Genomic DNA, 19,186 nt, shown 5'->3' on the forward strand with positions numbered 1-19,186 from the left:
GCGACCCGACGCGCGCAGGCCCCGCCGCGTGGCGCTGACCTGCGTGACCCGGACGCTCGGACGCCCGGGCGGCGCCGTGGGCGCCGCCGGCGGGGCGGCGGCGCGCGGCCAGTCCAGGGTGCCGGGCGGGGCGGACCCGGGGAACGCGTCGGGGCGGCAGGGCTGGTTGAGCAGCGTGTCGCAGCTGGAGTGGCGCTTGGGCGCGCTCGTTCCGGGGACGGTCCCGACGACGATCCGCGAGGGATGGTCCGGGTCGTGCAGGATGCGGTTCGTGCCCAGGTCCGTGTTGGGCACGAAGTTCCAGCCGCCGGTCTGGCTGGGCGCGTCGATCACGAGCCGGATCCGCGACCCGGCGCGGAAGACGTGGTCGAACGGCAGCACCGCGACGCGCACGAGCGTCGGCGTGCCCGGGACGAGCGGCTGGACGTCCGAGCGCAGGTGGGTCTGCACCGGCAACGTCGCGGTGCTCGCCTGCTCGTCGAGCTTGCGCTGGGCCGTCCGGAGCCACCCGCGGGCGACGTAGAGCTCCTGGCCGTCGGGCCGGACCTCGGTGATCGTGGCCTGCAGGTCGGTGTCCCTGCTGGTGGACTGGAGCCACAGGTCGACGCTGGCCGGGCCGAGCAGCTCGGCGGCGTGGGCGAGCCTGGGGGTCGTGTAGGCGACGGCCCCGGCAGGATCGCCCTTCCCCTTCCACAGCCGGTTGCCCTGGCCGAACACCATGCCGTTGTCGGTGCCGACCGACGCCGTCGGCGACGCGAAGCGGTCGGCCGGCTCCGCGCCCCGCGGGGGAGCCGCCGTCAGCGCCGCGTCGCGGCCCAGGTGGAGCCGCTCGGTCCGGGTCGGGAGCGGCCAGCTCGTGCCGCTGGTGATCCACGTCGGCGCGGGATTCCTGGCGTTCGTCGTCTCGTGCCAGATCTGCACGTGGGGCGTCTGCTCGAAGCCGTTGCGCTCGCCCTTGACGAAGCGGTCGAAGAAGCGGACCAGCTGGTTGCCGATCCGCGTCGAGAAGACGCACATCGCGTGGTAGCCGTTGGTGCCGAGCAGCCAGGTCCGGTCCCGCTTCAGCCGCGGCCACAGCGTCGAGGTGCTGAGGCTGCCGGTCTCGTCGTCCTGCCAGCTCTGACAGGCGAACGTCGGCACCGCGATCCGGCTGGCCGCCGGACCGACCGCCTTCGCCCGCCAGTAGTCGTCGATGTAGGGATGCAGCATCGCGCCGACGACGATGTTGTTCAGCGGGTTGGTGACCAGCTGCTGGAGCAGGCTCGCCGCGCACTGCGGATCGCCGGCCGCGAGGCCGTTCAGGTTGCTCTGGGTCGAGACCGGCAGCTGGTTCAGGAGGCCCCACAGCACGCCGAACTCGCCGTTCGCCAGCCCGCCGGGATAGGCCGCGTCGCGATAGACGTCGTCGACGATCTGCCATGGCGCGATCGCCTTCAGGCCCTTCGGGTGGAGCGCCGCGATCCGCGGCTGCGTGACGCCGGGGAACGAGTCTCCGAACATCCCGACGCTGCCGGTCGACCACGGCTGGCGGGCGGCCCACTCGACCGCCGCCGCCCCGTCGGTGCTCTCGCTCGGCGCGCGGAAGTCGAACGTCCCCTGCGAGCAGCCCGTCCCGCGCACGGCCACGCCCACGACCGCGTAGCCGGCCGCCAGCAGCGACTTGGCGTTGTCGACGTCGTTGCACGCCAGCGGCGCGGTGCCCTCGCAGTAGCCGTCGTACTTCATCGCGACCGGGAACCGGCCCTCGGCCGCGGGGAGCACCGCCGCGTAGCGCAGCTGCACGCCGTCCGACATCGTGATGTAGCCCGTCCTCTGCACCGGGGACGCCTGCGCGGGGACGCACCAGGCCAGGCACGACAGCACGGCAAGCGCCGCAAGGCGCAGGAACCTGGAACCAGCGGTCATCGAGTCCTCCCTCGAGATTCCCCGCACGACGGTCCCGTGGACCACGTCCGTGGCGGAGCGCTGGTGTTGGCGACGGCCAGGACCCCCGCCAGCACCAGCGGAAGCGACCCTAACTGACGCCAATGTCAGTTGTCAATCGCGCGGCTAGCCGTCCGTGGCGCCCCGCCGCCGGCGCCCGAGGTACGCGGCTAGGGCGACGCCGACGACCAGCGCCGTGCCGTTGACGTAGTCGTTGACGTACGGCTGAGCCCCGGCCAGGTTGAGTCCGCCGTTGAGGACGGCGAGGAACGACACGGCGACGAGGACGCCCCCGACGTTGAAGCGCCCGGGCTTGATCGCGGCCGCGCTCAGGAACGCCGCCGCGAGGGCGGCGAGCGTGAAGTTGGCGCTGACGCGAGGATCGGCGCCCCCCGAGCGCGCGACCTGCAGCACGCCGCCGGCGGCCGCGAGCATGCCGGCGATGACGAAGCTCGCGGTGAGCGTCGTGCGCGTCGGCAGCCCGACCAGCCGCGCGGCGTCCTCGTTCGACCCCATCGCGTAGAGGTAGCGGCCCAAGGGGGTGTACTCGAGGGCGTAGTAGACGAGGATCGCGATCCCCACGAGCACGAGCACGGGGCGCGGGATCCCGAGCGTGTTGGCCGTGCCGAACTCGATGACGCTGGAGGGGACGTTGACGATCGTCTCGCCGTTCGTCTTCATCGCGATGACGCCGCCGAGCACCGTCGACGTCCCGAGCGTCACGATCACCGCGTTCACGCGGGCGCGGGTGACGAGCAGGCCGTTGATCAGGCCGATGCCGCCCCCGATCGCGAGGGCGACGAGAATCGCCACGACGATCGAGGTCCCGTCCGCCATGAGATCGGCCGAGAAGACCGCGGCGAGCCCGGCCGTGGCCCCGACGGAGAGGTCGAACTGATTGGCGATGAGCGGGACGAGCGCCGCCAGCGAGATGATCGCGATGACCGCCTGGTTGCCCGAGATCGCCTGGAAGTTGGCGCTGGTCGGGAACGTCTCCGACGTCTCGGGCAGGAGCGAGAAGAAGACGATGAAGAGCGCGATGACGACGACGAGCGCGTAGGCCTCCAGGACGCCGGCGACGGACGGCCCCGTCGATCGCGCCCCTGGCACCTTCTCCGCCGCGGCGGGTCCGGCGTCAGCGGCTTCGGGCGCAGCGAGCTTCGGGGTGATGGTCATCGCGTTGGGGGGTCGGCATGGGCGAATCGGGCTATGCGCTCCGCAGTCAGGTCCTGCGCCGTCAGCTCGGCGCAGATCCGTCCGTCGCGCAGGACGAGGACGCGGTCGCACACGGCAGCGAGCTCGTCCTCGTCGGACGAGGCGACGATCGCGCCGACGTCGGGCTGCACCACCGCGCGGAGAAGGTCGTGGATGCCGCGACGGGCGCCGATGTCGACGCCCTGCGTCGGCTCGTCCAGGAGCAGCACCTTGGGCTCCCGGCGGAGCCACCGGGCCAGCATCACCTTCTGCTGGTTGCCGCCGGAGAGGGCCGAGATCGCCAGGCGCTCGGACTCGGTCTTGATCCCCTGCTCGGCGATCAGCGTGCGGCTGTCGGACTGCTCGTCGCCGCGGCGCAGCCAGCCGTGGCGCCAATAGCGCGGGACGACCGCCATCGCCAGGTTCTCGCTGACCGAGAGGCCGGGGAAGAGCCCGTCGCGCTTGCGATCCGCGGGAACGTAGGCCAGGTCGGCGGCCATCGCGTCCCGCGGCCCGCGCGGCGCGAGCCGCTCGCCGGAGAGCGTCACCTCGCCCGAGCGGCGGGGGATCAGCCCGAACAGCAGCTGCAGCAGCGTGGTCCGCCCCGATCCGGTCAGGCCGGCCAGGCCCAGGATCTCGCCTCCGCGCAGGTCGAGGCTGCAGTCCTCGATCCGTCCGCCCGACAGTCCCGTGACGCGCAGCAGCGGCGGCGCGTCCTCGGGCGCGGCCCCCCGGGCGGGCGGGTCCGCCGACTCGGGGCCGCCGGCGATCAGGTCGGTCAGCCGCTCCGGCGTGATCTCGTGTCGCTCGAGGTCGGCGAGGACGCGTCCGTTGCGCAGGACGGTCGCCCGGTCGGCGATCTCGCAGACCTCGGCCAGCCGGTGAGTCACGAAGACGATCGACTGGCCGGCGTCGGCGTAGCGGCGCAGCGCCGTCAGGAGGTGGGCGACCTCGTGCGCCGGCAGCGGTGCGGTCGGCTCGTCGAGCACGAGCACGCTGTCCGTCGCACCGTCGGTTCCCTGGAGCGCGCGGGCGATGGCCAGCTTGGCCTGGGTCGCCGGCCCGAGGTCGGCGACGAGCGTCTCGGGCGCAGCGGAGATCTCGTACCGCTCGAGGATCTCGCGCGTCCGGCGCCGGACCGCTCGCCACTTGATGCGCTGCAGGCCGGTGGTCTCGAAGCCCTGGCCGAGGTGCAGGTTGTCCGCGACGCTGAGCTCCGGGAACACTCCGGCGTCCTGGTGGACGAAGAAGCAGCGTGCGGCGGCTGCCCGCGCGGGCGTGATCGCCGAGGCCTCCAGCGCGGCATCGCCGATCGCGACCGTTCCGCTGTCGCCCTTCACGACCCCGGCGAGGATCTTGATCAGCGTCGACTTCCCGGAGCCGTTGCCGCCCAGCAGGGCGTGGATGGTCCCGCGCTCGACGGTGAGCGAGGCTCGGTCGAGCGCCCTCGTGGGGCCGTAGCTCTTCGAGACGTCGCTCACCGTCAGCGCGGCGACCATGGCTCAGCCCACGCCCCAGGTGGCCTGGTAGATCTTCCGGAAGTCGATCGCCGGCTCCGGGTACTTCGACAGGTCCGACGGGAAGTTCACGTCGGGGGTGACCAGCATCAGGCCGCGCCCGCTGTCCTTCGCGGGCTGCTCGCCGGCGAAGGCCCGCACGAGGCCATCGGCGGCGGAGTACGCCGGCCAGGTGGGCGTCGCCGTGAAGCAGGCGGCGACCTTGCCGGCCTTCATCAGCTTCAGGACGTTCGGGTCGCAGTCGAACCCGACGATCTTGGCCTTCCTGCCCGCGGCCTGGACGCCGGAGGCGATCCCCGCCGTGATGGCGTCGTCGACCTGCGCGAAGACGTAGTCGGCCTTGGGGTTCTTGAGGAGCGCCTGCTGCGTCTTCTGCTGCAGCTTCGGCCCGAGGTCGGCGAACGACCAGGTGACGGAGTCCGTGGAGCAGCCCTCGCACTTGGCCATCGCGTCCTGCCAGGCCTTCGTCCAGAGCTTGGTGCCAGACGTCTCGACGTTCTCCATCGCCACGACGTCGGCCTTGCCGTCGCTGTCCGCGATCACCCAGTCCGCCTGGATCTTCCCGTAGGCGGCGTTGGCCTCGTCCAGCGAGCCGTAGTTCGACGTCGTCACCGCGGTGAACAGTGGCGTGTCGTCGCAATCCGCGCCATTGATCGAGATCACCGGGATGCGGGCCTTCTTGGCCGCGAGCAGGCCCGACTTGACCGACGCGCAATCGACGAACTGCGTGACGATGCCGTCCGCGTGGGCGTTGACCGCGTTGCGGATGCCCTCCAGCCAGGCGTTCGGGTCGCTCTTGCCGTCGACGTACTTGACGTTCCAGTCGAGCGCCGGCGCCAGCGAGCCCTTCCACTCCTTCTCGAGCGCCACGGATGCCGGCGAGAGGTTGCCGAACCCGATCACCCAGACGTTCTTGCCCGGCGTCGCCTTCGGGCCCGAGGTCGGGGGCGACGTGTACGTGCCGTCCGGCCCCGACAGGGCCTCGACGGTCTTCCGGGCCGCCGCGACCACGGAGGATCCGGCGGTCGTGGCGGTCGCCGCCTCGGTGGAGCCGCCGCCGTCGTCACTGCCGCAGGCGCTGACGCCCACGGCTCCGCTCACCAGCAGTAGACCGCACAGCAACCGCACGGCTGCCTGTCGGGTTGACCTGCGTCTCATCGTCGCGCACCTCACGTTGATTGGTCCCGATGCTCGCCCGCGTTGTCGACGGTGCAAAGCGGTTTAGCCCAGGCGAATGGAATTGGAGCGGAACCCGATGCCTTCTCGATGTAAACCGCTTTAGAGGACAGTAGTCCGTCGCATCGGCGGATGTCAAGGGGATCAGGCGGGCACGCGCTGCGGCGTCGACCCGCGGACCACCAGCTCGTGCGGGACGGTGACGTGGCGCTCGGGAAGCTCGTGCCCTTCGATGAGCCCCAGCAGCAGCTCGGTCGCCGCGCGTGCCTTGTCGCCCGAGCGCGTGTCGATCGACGTCAGCGGCGGGCGGGCGTGCCGTGCGTGGTAGGAGTCGCCGATCCCGATGACCGCCTTCTGCAGTCCCGCGCCGTCGCGGTCGGCCACCAGCGCGCGGAGGGCGCCGCTGGCGAGGACGTCGCTGCCGCAGAACAGCGAGTCGAGATCGTCGAGGCGGCCGATGAGCGCCTGGATGGCAGCGTCCTCGGTCAACGCCTCGGCCACGATCACGCACGGCGCCCAGCCGCGCTCGGCGCAGCGCGCTTCGTAGCGCGCTCGCAGATGCTCGTAGAAGACCGCGCCCCCGGCCGCGATCAGCAGCGCAGGGCGCTCGTAGCCGCGAGCAGCGAGGTGGCCGAGCGCGTCGCCGACCTGCGCGTCGAGGTCGCCATCGACCCAGACGTCGTCATCGCGGCCCTCGGTCCGGCCGATCGTCACCACCGGCAGCCCGGCGGCGTCGAGCGCCTCGCGGAGCGTCCCCGGCGGCAGCGGGTCCAGCAGCATTGCCCCGTCGATCCGGCGCGATGCGATCAACGACTTCACGTGCGCGGTCGCCAGCTGCTCGTCCGGCGGGATCAGGATGAACGCGTACCCCGCCTCCGACGCCGTGGTCGAGATCGTCGTGAGGATCGACGCCAGGAACGGCGCGTTCACGATGTCGCCCGCTTCGAACGGCAGGTGCAGGGCGACGATGTAGGAGCGGCCGGTCGCCAGGCCGCGGGCCACGGTGTTCGCGCGGTACCCCAGCTCCTCGGCGACCTCGAGGACGCGCTCGGCGGCGCTCGCCGATACCGGACGTCGTCCCGAGAACACGTGCGAGACGGTCGCCGTCGACACCCCTGCGGCTTCGGCGACATCACGGATCGTGATGACCTTCGGTGCCGCGACGGCGCGGCCTGGCCTCTTTGGCGTCACGGTCGCAGACTATCCCCGCAGAGGTCCTGGAACGGGGCGTACGGGAGGTCGAAACCCCACCGCGCCGGGCCGATCGCCGCGATCCCTCCGGGCGACGCGAGCTCGGGTCGCCGGGGGATGCCGAGCACCGCCAGCTCCTGCCCGACGTCGAGGAACGTGTTGACCAGCGGCTCGGCGGAGCGCGCGTCGACCATCTCGATCAGATCGGGGCTCATCGCCACCGGGCGTCCGTCGATCCAGGCCAGGTGGTTCTCGTTCTGGAAGAAGATCCTCATCGCCTTCCCCGCCCAGTCCCCCGTCCCCCTGATGTGGTGGTGGCCGACCATGTAGCCGGTCGCGTTGTCCCACTCCGTTCGGACCAACTCGCCGCCGAACAGCGCCATCGCGCCATCGAGCCGGGCGACCAGGCCCGCCACGACGTCACCGCCCTCCGCTCGCGCCGCCCGCAGCGCACGTCCCGCGGCGAGCGACGCGCTCAGCGTCCCTCGCGGGAGGTGGCGCTTGGCCTCCGACGCAGACATCGCCAGCCCGGCGCTCCCGACGCGCCCGAGGGTCGCCGCCGCGACCATCTTGGCGATCGCCTCCAGGCGGCCGACGTTGGCGGCCTCGACGACCTCGACCACGTCGCCGTAGTAGTCCACGAGCGCGAGCGGCGGCCTGACGAGCCCGGCGACGGCCGCGAGGGTGCAGTCGAACGCGGGGATGGCGCGCCCGGCGCAGTCGACGTCGGGAACGATCCGGCCGAGCCGGGTGCCGGCGTCGAGCGCCGCGGCGGTGTTCGACGCGCCGATCTCGATCGGCATCACCGCGGCCGCCCTACGACCGAGGCGGTCCTCGAGCTGCTCGATCGCCGCGACCAGCGGGCGGCGGACCCGGCGCTCGAGGCCGAACTCCGCCTCGCGGCGGTCCCGCTCGCGCCACACGTCCGGATCCACCGAGCCGGAGTACCAGGCGGCGACGACCAGGTCGTCGTCGTCGAGGACGTCGAGGTCGTGCCACCCGATCTCGTACCCCTCCGCGAGCGTCTCCCCGAGGTGCTCGAGCGCCTCGTTCGGCGCACCCCCCGCGCCGCTCAGGAGATTCGTCCCGGCGACGAAGTCCTCGACGTCCACGGCCGTCGCGAGCAGCGTGGGCCGGATGTCCGCGCTCATCGGGGCGCACCGGAGGACAGCGCCGCCGCCAGCAGGACCCGGCCCGCGACCTCCGCCGGATCGACGACGGTCACACCGGCGCCGCGCTCGTCCAGGCGCTCGCGGACCGCCGCGGTGAATCCGGCCTCGAGCCCCGTGCAGCCGAGGATGACGGCGTCGGCACCCGATCGCGCCTCGCGCTCGATCAGCGCGGCGACGTCGTCGGCGCGCGCAGGCGTCAGCTCGCGCACCGGGATGTCCATGCCGACCACCGAGTGCAGACGACTCGCCACCCCGAGCTCGGCGACCACGTTCGCCTTGGCGTCGGTGGTGCTGGACTGCGAGCTCAGGATGCTGAACCGCTCGAAGAGCGCCGCGACCGCGGCGATCGTCGGTCGGCCCTCTCCCATCACGGGGACCGGCACGGCCGAGGCGGCGGCTCGCACCCCGGGGTCGGAGAAGCACGTGACCAGGACCGCGTCGGCACCATCCGCGACCGCGTCGAGCACCGCTCGCCGCACGCCCTCTTCGGCGGCACGCGCGTCGGCGGCCGTCTCGATGACCGACGGGGCGGCGTCCGGGAACCGGTAGCTGACCTCGACTCCGAGGTCCTCCGATCGGTAGTCGGCCCGGATCTTCTCGAGGAAGACCTCGTCGTAGGCGACGGGGAGCACGAGGGCCATTCGCACGGCACGGCTCCCAGCGCCCGATCCGGCAGCTGTCATCTGTGGGGTCGAGCTCACTTCGAGCGCTCCGTTCTAAATCGCTTTAGAGTCACCATACCCAGATTGGGATCCGCCGCTCGCATCGCTTGGCAGATCGAGCGCAAGTCGCACCTCGGGCGCCGCCGGGGCCATCTCGGGATCGAGGCGCCGGAGCAGCTCGCCGAGCGCCGGCTGGCGATCGAGCGCGTCGCGTACCCGGCTCATGCCGGCGTCGCGAGCGCCGCTGCCCACGAGCGCGAGTCCCGCCCAGAGCAGCAGCTCCGCGCTCTGCGGCGCCAGCTCCGCGGCGGCGAGGTAGTGCTCGATCGCGGCGCTCGCGTCCGATGCCGCCGCGCGCTCGTCGCCGCGCTTGGCGGCGGCATACGCGTCGCGCAGGTCGTGCAGGCGCCCGAGCTCCGCCAGCGGATCGGCGTGGTCGTCGACCCGCAGATCGATGAGCGTCCGCCAGCCCTCGCCGCCCATGGGCGCCACCAGCAGCCCCGCCGACTGTCGCCCCCGGACGTCGCCGCCGATCCCCTGCGCCGCGAGGAGCGCGGACAGCAACCGCCGCCCGAGCGGCCCGGCGGCCCCCGCGAAGGCCGCGGACATCGCGGGCAGGACGTCCGCCGAGGCCAGCAGGTTGCCCTGGACCGACAGCCCGCTCGCGGCCTCGTGGCCCGCGAACCGCACGCAGCCGGCGCCCGTGTGCGCCGCCGTCGCCCCCGAGACGTCGATCACCGCCAGCTGGCGGAAGGCCCGGGCGGAGTCCCGGGACACCATGTCGGCGATGGCCTCGACAGGCGCGCGCCCCCGCTCGACCGCGTCGAGCAGCGCAACGGAGAGCGCCGGATCGGAGACCGACTGCGACACTGCCGCGCCGACGCCCGCGCGAATCCGCGGGACGATCGACCCGACCCCGAGCCAGTGCGAGCAGACGGCCACGCCGATCTCCTGGGCCTCGTGGTCGACGGCGAGGATCGAGAACGTCACGAGAGTCAGACTAAACCGCTTCACATCCAGCCGGCAAGCCGTTTGACGTCGCGCTCGACCGCATGGTATAGCTCATGCATAAACCGCTTTAGATCCCCCGGGTCCGAAGCCGATCGAGGGAACTCGCATGGACATCGACGAGCTGGAACGCCGCTACGCCGACGCCGCCGCCAAGGCCGGCAACAAGACGACCGAGGTGGCCCCGGTGGCCCTCGACGGCGGGATGTCGTACGACACCGCCATCGCGCTCGACGTGCCGACGTTCATCGAGGCGCCCTTCCAGCCGCTGGGCACGCCGATCGAAGCGGACGTCGCGATCGTCGGACTGCCCTACGAGGGCATCGTCCAGATCGACCACCGCCGGAAGTTCTTCCGCGGCACCGCCGGCGTGCCCAACCCGGACGCGATGCGTCCCCGCCATGGCGCCTACGACTCTCCCGCCGCGATCCGCGTCGGGTCGCTCGCCTACAGCCTCGGGTTCTCCGGCGGCGAGATCCCCGAGATCGGCGTCAAGCTGACGGACCACCTGCGGGTCGTCGACGTCGGCGACGCCGACGTCCGCGGCGGCACGATGGAGGAGGCGTGGGACACGGCCGCCGAGGCGGTTGCGGAGGTCGTCCGCGCCGGCGCGGTGCCGATCACCCTCGGCGGCGACCACACGATCACGGGCATGGCGCTCGCGGGCGTCCACGCGGCGCGACCGGACCTGCGCATCGGGGCGATCGTGCTCGACTCCCACTTCGACGTCGCCGACCAGCCGAAGATCGGCGCGAGCGCCTTCTGGTACAGCGCCTTCCGCAGCGGGATGCTCGATCCGACCAACCTCTGCCCGATCGGCATCCGCGGCAAGACCCTCGGCGGCTGGGACGCCGTGGTCGACGCGCTGGAGATCCCCTACCGGACGATGGCCGACATCGACCGCGACGGCATCGTCGAGGTCGCGCGGTACGCACTGCGGGCCGCCACCGCGGACGTCGACGCGCTCTACGTCTCGCTGGACGTCGACGTGATCGACCCGGCCTTCCAGCCGGGGCAGAAGCTCCCCGACGGCGCCGGCATGACCGCCCGCGAGGTGATGCTCGCGCTCCGCACGATGGTCGCCGAGTCGCCGGTGCCCCTCATCGGCTTCGACGTCGCGGAGTACAGCCCGCACTACGACTTCCGCCACCACGGCGCGGTCACGGTCGCGCGCAGCGTGGTCGAGGTGATCGGCGGGCTGGCGCTCCGCAAGGCCGCGGCGCCGGTCGCTGCCACGGCGACCACCGAGCCGACGGCGTGACGATCTCGAGGCCGCCGGTCGGCGTCGTCCTCGGCAGCGCGCTGACGCCCGAGCAGATCCCGGGCGCCGGCGAGCTGGCCGAGCAGCTGGGGTTCGCCGCGGCGTGGGTCTCGGAGGACTACTTCTTCACCGGCGGCATCGCGAGCGCCGGGACGATCCTCGCCCGGACCAACGAGATCGACGTCGGGCTGGGCATCGTCTCGGCGGTCACGCGCCACCCCGCGCTGCTCGCGATGGAGGTGGCGACGCTCGCGCGCATGCACCCCGGTCGGGTGACCGCCGCGGTGGGCCTGGGCCTGCCGCGCTGGATCGCCCAGATGGGACTGACGCCGGAGTCCTCGCTCGCGGCCGTTCGAGCGGGAGTCGAGAACCTGCGCCGGCTGCTGCGCGGCGAGGAGGTCACCACGACGAAAGGCCCCTTCTCCTACGATCGCATCAAGCTGACGCACCCCTTGCCGGACGCGCCGCCGCCGGTCTGGATGGGGGTCAGCGGACCGCAGATGGTGCGTCTCGCGGGCGAGGTCGCCGACGGCATCGTCGTCTCCGTGATGGCCGGCGTCGCCTACGTCCGCTGGGCGCGCGAGCGTCTGGCCGAAGGCGCCGACCGCACGTCCCGGGACCCGGCCGAGATCGGCATGAACGTGTTGACGTTCATGTCCGTCGACGAGGACCCGGCACGGGCGCGGGCGGCCGTGCGCCACCGGCTCGCCTACTACCTGGCAGGACGGCCGGACAGCCCGGTGACCCGTGCGTACGGCATCACCGAGGAGCTGACCGCGATGGCCGCAGGCGGCCCGGACGAGGTCGAGCGGCGGATGCCCGAGCAGTGGGTCGACGACCTCGCCGTCGCCGGTGACCCGGCCGAGTGCGCCCGCAAGATCACGCGACTGCTCGACGCCGGCGCCGACACGGTCTCGCTCTTCCCGTGCCCGGTCGAGCGCGCGCAGGACATCATCCGGATCACGGGCCGCGACGTGCTCCCGCTGATCCCGGCGTCCTACGGCCGCAAGCCGACCGGCCCTGCAGGCGGGCCGGCTCCTGCCCCCAGGCATCATTGACCCAGAGGAACCGAACACGATGGCCACGCCGACCGACCTGCTGACCGCCCCTCCGGAGCGAGCGGACATCGTCTGCTCCGAGCTTCGCGAGAGCGCCAACGGGGTCCACCTGCTCGAGACCGGGTGGGGGCTCGTCCTGCGCTACGACGACGTGGCCGACCTCCTGCGCCGGCCGACGATCTTCTCGAGCGAGCGCTTCGCCGACTCGCCCGGTGCGATCCACGACGCGAGCGACCCGCTGCAACGGCGGTACGTCGAGGTCTTCGGCGAGGTCATGCTCTTCCAGGACCCGCCGGTGCACACGCGGCTCCGAGGCCTCGTCAAGCGCACCTTCTCGCCGACGGCCACGTCCCGGATGCGGGAGGCCGTCGAGCGCGTCACGGACGAGATCCTGAGCGGCTTCGCCCCGGACCAGGAGATCGACCTCGTCACCGACTTCGCCGACATCCTCCCCGCCTGGGTGATCAGCGACATCCTCGGCGTCCCGATGGCGGACCGATCCCGCTTCCGCGACTGGTCGACGGGGTTCTCCGCCCCGCTCGATCCCACCTGCCAGGGCGACGAGCGAACCGCCGCGATCCACGACGGCGCCGCGCTCATCGAGTACCTCGAGGAGCTGATCGAGTCGCGCCGCTCCGCGCCCGGCGACGACCTCGTCAGCCTGCTCGTCTCCGCCGAGGAGGAAGGCGACCGCCTGACCGGGGACGAGCTCGCCGGCATGATCGCGTTGCTGCTGGTCGCCGGCAACGAGACCACCATGAACCTGCTCACCGGCGGCACGCAGCTCCTGTTCGACCACCCCGACCAGCGCGAGCTGCTCGCCTCCGACCCGGCGCTCATCGACTCGGCGATCGAGGAGATGCTGCGCTTCGACCCGCCGTTCCGCTGGATCGGTCGCGTGATGCGGGAGGACTACGAGGTCGGCGGAACGGCCCTGCACGCGGGCCAGTGGGTGTTCGTCAGCCTCACGGGCGCCAACCGCGACCCGCGGCACTTCGACGATCCCGACCGCTTCGACATCACCCGCCAACCCAACCGCCACCTGACCTTCGGCTCGGGCATCCACTACTGCCTCGGGGCCCCGCTCGCTCGCCTCGAGGCGCGGGTCGCGCTCCCCCAGCTGCTGGGGCGCTTCCCGAACCTCCGCCCCGGAGCCTCGGGCCCGCGCTGTCAACCGCAGTTCAGCGTCCGAGCCTACGAGTCCCTGCCGGTCCGCCTCTGAGCGGGCCGGCCCGCCAGCGGCGGGCGCGGCCACGGGCCTCCCGCGATCCGCCTCACGCTCGCAGGCGGATCCGGCCCAGCCAGTTCTGCGCGTAGTAGACGCTGTTGAAGCCCTGGTAGACGAAGCGGTCGCTGAGCGCGATCGGCGTGTCCTTCCACCAGAGCGGGAAGTACGGCAGCTGCTCGCCCGAGATCCGCAGCACCTCGGCGATCGCCTGGGTCCGCTTGCGGAGATCGCTGGTCGCGCCCTGCTCGGCGATCAGGCGGTCGACCTTCGGGTCCTTGAAGTTGGCCAGGTTGAAGTTGTTCTTGACCGCGGCGGCGCTCGGGTAGACGCCGATCATGAAGTTCGCCGGGTCGACGTAGTCGGGCGTCAGCGACAGCAGCTGCATGCCCAGGTCGTCGTGGGCGTAGATCGCCGCCAGCCAGGCCGTCTGCGAGCGCTCGCGGACCCGCAGGCGGATCCCGATCTGCTTCAGCGACTCGGCGAGGTTGACCAGCGCCCGTCCCTGCTCCGGGGCGTTGGCCGGGAAGCTGATCTCGGTGGAGAACCCGCGCGGGTGGGCCGACAGGGCCAGCTCGCGGCGCGCGGCGTCGAGGTCGAACGGGTACTGCGGGATCTTCGCGTAGAGCGCGTCGACCTCGCGCCGGGGCGCCAGCTCGCTCCAGCTCTCGGGCGCCGGGATCGCCGCCGCCGGCCGGCCGTGGCCGCCGAGGAACGCCCGCACGATCCCGGCGCGGTCGATCGCGTGGGCGATCGCGCGCCGCACGTGCAGGTCGTCGAACGGCGGCTTGCTGAGGTCGAAGGAGAGGAACGCCACCGCCAGCCCCGGCGAGTACTGGGTGCGGACCCCCGGCAGGCGGTCCCAGTTGCGGGCTCGCGGCAGCGGGTACTCGAAGGTCCCGTCGACCTCCTTCGCGCGCACCGCCAGCAGGTTCGCCTGCGGGTCGGGGACGAACTTCAGGACCGCCCGCCGGACCAGCGGCTTGCGGCCCCAGTAGCTCTCGTTGCGCTCGACCGTCGCCTGGACGTCGTCGAAGCGGGTGATCCGGTAGGCGCCGGTGCCGACCACGTTGACCCGCGGCCCCGGCTGGCCGAGCGAGCGGCCCAGCCGCCGCGCCAGCCGCTTCGGCACGATGAAGCTCTCGACCAGCGCGTGCGGGAAGAGCGCGTCCGGCTGCTTCATCCGGATCGTCACCTCGAGCGGGCCGGTGGCCTCGATCGCAGCGACGTTGCCGTAGAAGCCGCCGAGCTGCGACCCGACCTTCGGGTCGATGTGGCGCCCGAGCGAGAACGCGACGTCGTCCGCCGTCAGCGGGCTGCCGTCCCAGAACCGCACGCCCTGGCGGATCCGGTAGACCGTCCGCCGCGGATCGGGCGACGTCCACGACTCGGCGAGCAACGGCGTCAGCCGCAGCTGGTCGTCGAGGCCCAGCAGGCCCTCGAGCCCGAGCGCCGCGACCATCATCCCGTTGGTGTTGTAGCCGGCCGCCATGTCGAGCGTCTCGGGGCGCTCCGGGACCGACCACGTGATCGAGTCGATCTCGCTGTCGCGCCCCGCGCCGCCGACGCCGCGACCGCGCGAGGCGGTTCCCGTGCCGTCGCTGCCGCATGCGGCCAGCAGCCCCGGCAGCGTCAGCAACGCCGCCCCGCCGGCACCGGCCCGCAGCAGCGCTTGGCGCCGCGTCGCGCCCTCGTGTCCCATCGTCATCGGCCCCGCTCCTCGTCTGTTCGCTTGGCGGCGGCGAACGTCCGCGCCGCGCCCTCCGCCTCGGCCGAGCCCGCCGCGGCGAGCATCGCCTCGGTCTCCCGCTCGTACGCCGGCTCCAACTCGTCGTCGTCGACGGCCTGCAGCAGCTGCTTGGCCACCGCCAGCGCCTCGCGCGGCTGCTCGGCGAGCCGCTGCGCGAGCGCCAGCGCCCGGTCGCGAGCGGCCGCCAGCGGCGCGACCTCGACGACCAGCCCCAGCTCGGCCGCCCGCGCCGCGCCGAAGCGCTCGCCGAGCAGCACCAGCTGCCGCGCCCGCTGCGCGCCGACCGCCCGCACCAGGACCGCCGACGCCCCGCCGCCGATCGCCAGGCCCATCGGGACCTCCGGCAGGCCGAAGCGCGCGTCCTCGGCGGCCACCACCAGATCGCAGGAGAGCGCCAGCTCGAACCCGGCCCCGAGCGCGTAGCCGTGGACGGCCGCGACGCTTGGGACGCCGGCCCGCAGGATCCGGCTGACGTCCTGCAGCCGCTCGACGTGGCGGCGGGTGTCCTCGGCGCTCATCGCCGGCGCGGCGAGGTCGTGGCCGGAGCAGAACGACGGGCCCTCGCCGACCAGCAGCAGCGCGGCCGCGCCACCCAGCTCGGCCTCGTGGAGCGCGGCGTGGAGGTCCTCGACCAGCTGCTCGTCGACGGCGTTGTGCCGGTGCGGCCGGCGCAGGGTCAGCTCGGCGACCGCGTCGGTCGGCCACCCGCAGGTGACGGTCGTCCCCGCGGCGCTCATCGGGCCGCCTCCGCCCGCGCGTCCCAGGCATCGCCCGGCTCGCGGTCGAGGAGGTGCTTGGCGATCCGCTCCGAGGGCGTCCGCGGGAGCGTCTCGGCGAACGACCAGTAGCGCGGGACCTTGAAGGGCGCCAGCCGCTCGCCGGCGTGGGCGTGCAGCTCGGCCGCGGTGACGGCGGCGCCGTCGCGGCGCTGGACGACGGCCTTGACCTCCTCGCCGCGGAGCGCGTCCGGCACCCCGACCACCGCTGCGGTCGCGACGTCCGGGTGGGTCGCGAGGACCGCCTCGACCTCGGCCGCGGCGACGTTCTCGCCCCCGCGCCGGATCATGTCCTTGAGGCGCCCGACGAGCCAGAAGCGGCCGTCCTCGCGGCGGGTCGCGAGGTCGCCGGTGTGCAGCCAGCCGTCGCGGATCGTGCGCGCGGTCTCCTGCGGCCGGTTCCAGTAGCCGCGCATCATCGCGCCGCCGCGGACCACCAGCTCGCCGACCTCGCCGTCGGGCAGCGGCCGGTCGTCGGCGTCGACGATCCGCGCCTGCTTCCCGGGGACCGGCCGCCCGATCGAGCCGCTGCCGACGCTCTCGCGATCGCCGCGCTCGGCCGCCAGGTCGACGCCGGTCTCGGTCATCCCGTAGGCCTCGCGCCACGGCACGTTCCAGCGCCGCTCGAACTCGGCGTGCAGCTCCGGCACGATCCCCGAGCAGACCACGAGCCGCAGCCGGTGCTCGCGCTCGACCGGGTCCTCCGGCTGGCGCAGCAGCAGCAGCGGCATCGTCCCGATCAGGTAGGTGACGGTGGCGCCGCTGTCGGCCACCGAGCGCCAGAAGGTCGAGGCCGAGAACCGCGGCAGGATCTCCAGCACCCCGCCGCAGGCGATCATCGCCGCCGTCATCCACTGCGGGTCCATGTAGGTGAACGGCTGGGCCGTCAGGCAGACGTCGCCGGGCTCGAGCTCGAACAGCTCGCCGCAGCGCTCGGCGATGTTCAGCCAGTAGCCGTGGCTGAGCATGCAGGCCTTCGGCAGCCCGGTCGTGCCGGACGTGTACTGCAGGTTCAACAGCGGATCCTCGTCGCCCGGCGCGGGCAGCGGCGTCGTCGGGGCCGCCGCGATCGACGGCTCCAGCTCGGGCCAGTCCGCGATCTGCAGGTCGGGCGCGACCGTCCGGATCCGCTCGGCCAGCTCGCTGGTGGCGATCGCCGTCCGCGCGCCGGAGTCCTCCAGCACGTGGGCCAGGTCGGCGCTGCGATAGCCGACGTTGACCGGGACCGCGATCGCCCCCAGCTTCGCCAGCGCCAGCCACGCGAGCGGGTACTCGAGGCCGTTGGGCAGCATCAGCGCGACCCGATCGCCGTGGCCGACGCCGCGCCCGGCCAGGACGTGGCCGAGCTGCTCGCTGACCCGATCGACCGTGGCGTAGTCGAGGGTCGTCCCGGTGAACCGCAGCAGCGGGGCCGCGGGCGTGCGGCGGGCCTGGCCGCGCAGCAGCGCGCCGAGGGTCGTGGCCGTCATCGGAGGGCTCCTGTCGGCGGGTCGGGGTCGGGGACCGCGGCGGCCGGGCCGGGCAGCGTCGCGACGACCGGCAGCGCCAGCCACGAGGGACGGGCGGCGCCGCGGTGGATCGCGTAGACGACGTCGCCGTCGGCCGGCAGCTGCGCGAAGTGGCTGGCGTCGGTCCCGGCGATCGCGACCCGCAGGCGGTGGCCGGCGGCGATCGTCGCCACGACGGCGATCAGGTCGATCCGGACCTGCTCGGCGCGGCCGGGCACCATCGGGCGGGCGTCGGCGCGGGCGAAGCTGCGCGGGGTCCGCAGCCGGCGGTGGGGCGCGTCCTGCTCGGCGACCGCGCGGCAGGCCAGTCGCAGCAGGCCCTCGGTGACGTAGGTGACGCGGCCGTCGGGCGCGACGTCCTCCAGGTAGACCACCAGCGTCCCGTCCTCGCGCGTGGCGGCCAGCTCGAGCACGAGCGTGGCGACGCCGGCCACGTGCAGGTCGCGCTCCAGCGGGGCCGAGCTGTAGGTCGGCAGCCGCGAGTCCTCCTGCGCCCGATCGGGGTAGACGACGCTGCCGCCGCCGCTGACCTGGGTTCCCCAGCGGCTGGTGGCCCCGGCCGACGCCCGCGGGTCCGGCCGGTGGGCGTCGACGGCGTCGGGACCGTCGTCGCTCGGCCGCTCGAGGCTCAGGCTGCCGCCCCCGCCCAGGTACCAGCGCTCGTCGGCGGTGTCGGGCAGCGGCCAGCGATCGCTGGTCCGCCAGCGGCCGTCGCCGAGGGTCGCGTAGCGCAGTCGCCGCCCCGGTCGCGGCGGCTCGCCGTCGCGGACGTGGCGGTCGAAGAAGCGGCGGACCCGCTCCAGCAGCTCCGGCTCCTCGAACGCGCCGCGCTGATCGGCCGGCAGGAACGGATCGCAGGTGAAGTTGGCCCCGTGGTTCCAGGCGCCGATGTAGACGTCCAGCGGCAGGTCGAGGCTGAGGAACCGCGCGAGCGCCCCGTTCGCGGTGCCGGCGTCGAACCAGCCGGCGGCGACCAGCATCGGCACGCCGGCCGCCTCGGCCAGCTGCCGCCGGCGGTACGGCGAGCGCCGCTCCCAGCCCCACTCGCCGACGTGATCGTCCTTGAACGCCATCGCCGCCGACGCGGCCCGCAGGTCGATGTTCGCCTGGTGCTCGGCGATCGCCGCGGCCCGCAGCCCGGGTCCCTCGGGACCGTCGACCGGCTTGACGTCGACGACCTCGAGCGCGACCTCGTGCGGCAGCCGCTCGAGCTCCTCGCGAGCGCCCGCGATCCCGTCGAGCGCGCGGGTCATGTGCATCCAGCTGGCGAGCATCGTGCGGTTCTCGACGCCGCCGGGGAAGGTCAGGTCCTCGTAGGCGTCGTAGTCGCCGAAGAGCGGCGCGACCGCGCGCAGGTGCGGGTTGCCGAGCGTCGCCATCAGCTCGGCCGCGTTGGCGTCGTAGGAGTGGCCGTAGGCGCCGACGCGGCCGTTCGACCACGGCTGGACGGCGATCCAGTCGAGCACGTCGTCGTAGTCGCGCAGCTCGGCCGGCGACCACTCGGCGGTCCGCGCGCCGAACGACGCGCCGCTGCCGCGCGCGTCGACCAGGACCAGCGCGTACCCCCAGCCGGTCCAGCGGCGCGCCTCGTCGGTGACGCCGTCGCCCTCGTTGGCCCGGTGGTAGCGGGTCGCGCGGACCACCGTGCCGATCCGCGCCCCGGCCGCGAGCGCGGCCGGTCGCCAGACGTCGACGGCGATCCGCACCCCGTCGCGCGCGGTCACGTGGACCGCGTCGCAGATCGGCTCGCTGGCACCGGCCATCG

The 19,186-nt window shown here is 73.3% G+C and carries 15 protein-coding genes; 3 read left to right on the forward strand and 12 right to left on the reverse strand.

The window, feature by feature from the left end; genetic code table 11:
• The 8 genes from PAI11_RS03610 to PAI11_RS23840 form a co-directional block, all read right to left on the reverse strand.
• The coding region (locus PAI11_RS03610; protein ID WP_138974076.1) for a CocE/NonD family hydrolase at positions 1-1,905 on the reverse strand (1,905 nt) is incomplete at its 3' end.
• A gap of 144 nt (positions 1,906-2,049) precedes the next feature.
• Entirely contained in the window at positions 2,050-3,099 is a 1,050-nt protein-coding gene (locus PAI11_RS03615) for an ABC transporter permease (RefSeq protein ID WP_007570952.1), read from the reverse strand.
• On the reverse strand, positions 3,096-4,598 hold the full coding sequence (locus PAI11_RS03620) for a sugar ABC transporter ATP-binding protein (protein WP_170320674.1): 1,503 nt from the start codon (positions 4,596-4,598) through the stop codon (positions 3,096-3,098). The genes PAI11_RS03615 and PAI11_RS03620 overlap by 4 nt, the downstream gene beginning before the upstream one ends.
• Before the next feature lie 21 nt (positions 4,599-4,619).
• Entirely contained in the window at positions 4,620-5,735 is a 1,116-nt protein-coding gene (locus tag PAI11_RS03625) for a sugar ABC transporter substrate-binding protein (protein WP_170320675.1), read from the reverse strand.
• Between the two features lie 219 nt (positions 5,736-5,954).
• Positions 5,955-7,001, reverse strand: a complete 1,047-nt coding sequence (locus PAI11_RS03630; RefSeq protein ID WP_081488238.1) for a LacI family DNA-binding transcriptional regulator — start codon at positions 6,999-7,001, stop codon at positions 5,955-5,957.
• Complete coding sequence (locus PAI11_RS03635) at positions 6,998-8,152, reverse strand: DUF917 domain-containing protein (RefSeq protein ID WP_040598123.1); 1,155 nt, start codon at positions 8,150-8,152, stop codon at positions 6,998-7,000. Before PAI11_RS03635 ends, PAI11_RS03630 begins: the two co-directional genes overlap by 4 nt.
• Entirely contained in the window at positions 8,149-8,814 is a 666-nt protein-coding gene (locus PAI11_RS03640; protein WP_007570959.1) for an aspartate/glutamate racemase family protein, read from the reverse strand. Before PAI11_RS03640 ends, PAI11_RS03635 begins: the two co-directional genes overlap by 4 nt.
• 75 nt (positions 8,815-8,889) lie before the next feature.
• Positions 8,890-9,825, reverse strand: coding sequence for a DUF1028 domain-containing protein (locus PAI11_RS23840; RefSeq protein WP_007570960.1), 936 nt, complete (start codon positions 9,823-9,825; stop codon positions 8,890-8,892).
• A gap of 127 nt (positions 9,826-9,952) precedes the next feature.
• Between PAI11_RS23840 and PAI11_RS03650 the strand changes: the two genes are divergently transcribed.
• From PAI11_RS03650 to PAI11_RS03660, 3 genes are read left to right on the forward strand one after another with little or no spacing between them, the layout of a single operon-like run.
• Complete coding sequence (locus tag PAI11_RS03650) at positions 9,953-11,104, forward strand: arginase family protein (RefSeq protein ID WP_007570961.1); 1,152 nt, start codon at positions 9,953-9,955, stop codon at positions 11,102-11,104.
• A complete protein-coding gene (locus PAI11_RS03655; protein WP_007570962.1) occupies positions 11,101-12,162 on the forward strand; it encodes an LLM class flavin-dependent oxidoreductase in 1,062 nt (353 codons plus the stop codon). Before PAI11_RS03650 ends, PAI11_RS03655 begins: the two co-directional genes overlap by 4 nt.
• Positions 12,163-12,181: 19 nt before the next feature.
• The gene (locus PAI11_RS03660) at positions 12,182-13,384 is read left to right on the forward strand and encodes a cytochrome P450 (RefSeq protein WP_007570963.1); all 1,203 of its coding nucleotides are present in this window, start codon (positions 12,182-12,184) and stop codon (positions 13,382-13,384) included.
• A gap of 52 nt (positions 13,385-13,436) precedes the next feature.
• Here the strand turns inward: PAI11_RS03660 and PAI11_RS03665 are convergent, their stop codons facing one another.
• From PAI11_RS03665 to PAI11_RS03680, 4 genes are read right to left on the reverse strand one after another with little or no spacing between them, the layout of a single operon-like run.
• On the reverse strand, positions 13,437-15,095 hold the full coding sequence (locus PAI11_RS03665) for an ABC transporter substrate-binding protein (RefSeq protein ID WP_007570964.1): 1,659 nt from the start codon (positions 15,093-15,095) through the stop codon (positions 13,437-13,439).
• Complete coding sequence (locus PAI11_RS03670; RefSeq protein WP_007570965.1) at positions 15,092-15,874, reverse strand: enoyl-CoA hydratase/isomerase family protein; 783 nt, start codon at positions 15,872-15,874, stop codon at positions 15,092-15,094. The genes PAI11_RS03665 and PAI11_RS03670 overlap by 4 nt, the downstream gene beginning before the upstream one ends.
• A complete protein-coding gene (locus tag PAI11_RS03675; RefSeq protein ID WP_007570966.1) occupies positions 15,871-17,382 on the reverse strand; it encodes an AMP-binding protein in 1,512 nt (503 codons plus the stop codon). Before PAI11_RS03675 ends, PAI11_RS03670 begins: the two co-directional genes overlap by 4 nt.
• Entirely contained in the window at positions 17,379-19,184 is a 1,806-nt protein-coding gene (locus PAI11_RS03680) for a CocE/NonD family hydrolase (RefSeq protein ID WP_007570968.1), read from the reverse strand. Before PAI11_RS03680 ends, PAI11_RS03675 begins: the two co-directional genes overlap by 4 nt.
• Positions 19,185-19,186 lie beyond the last annotated feature (2 nt).

Origin of the sequence: Patulibacter medicamentivorans (assembly GCF_000240225.1) — a bacterium.
In the GTDB taxonomy this organism is placed as follows: domain Bacteria; phylum Actinomycetota; class Thermoleophilia; order Solirubrobacterales; family Solirubrobacteraceae; genus Patulibacter; species Patulibacter medicamentivorans.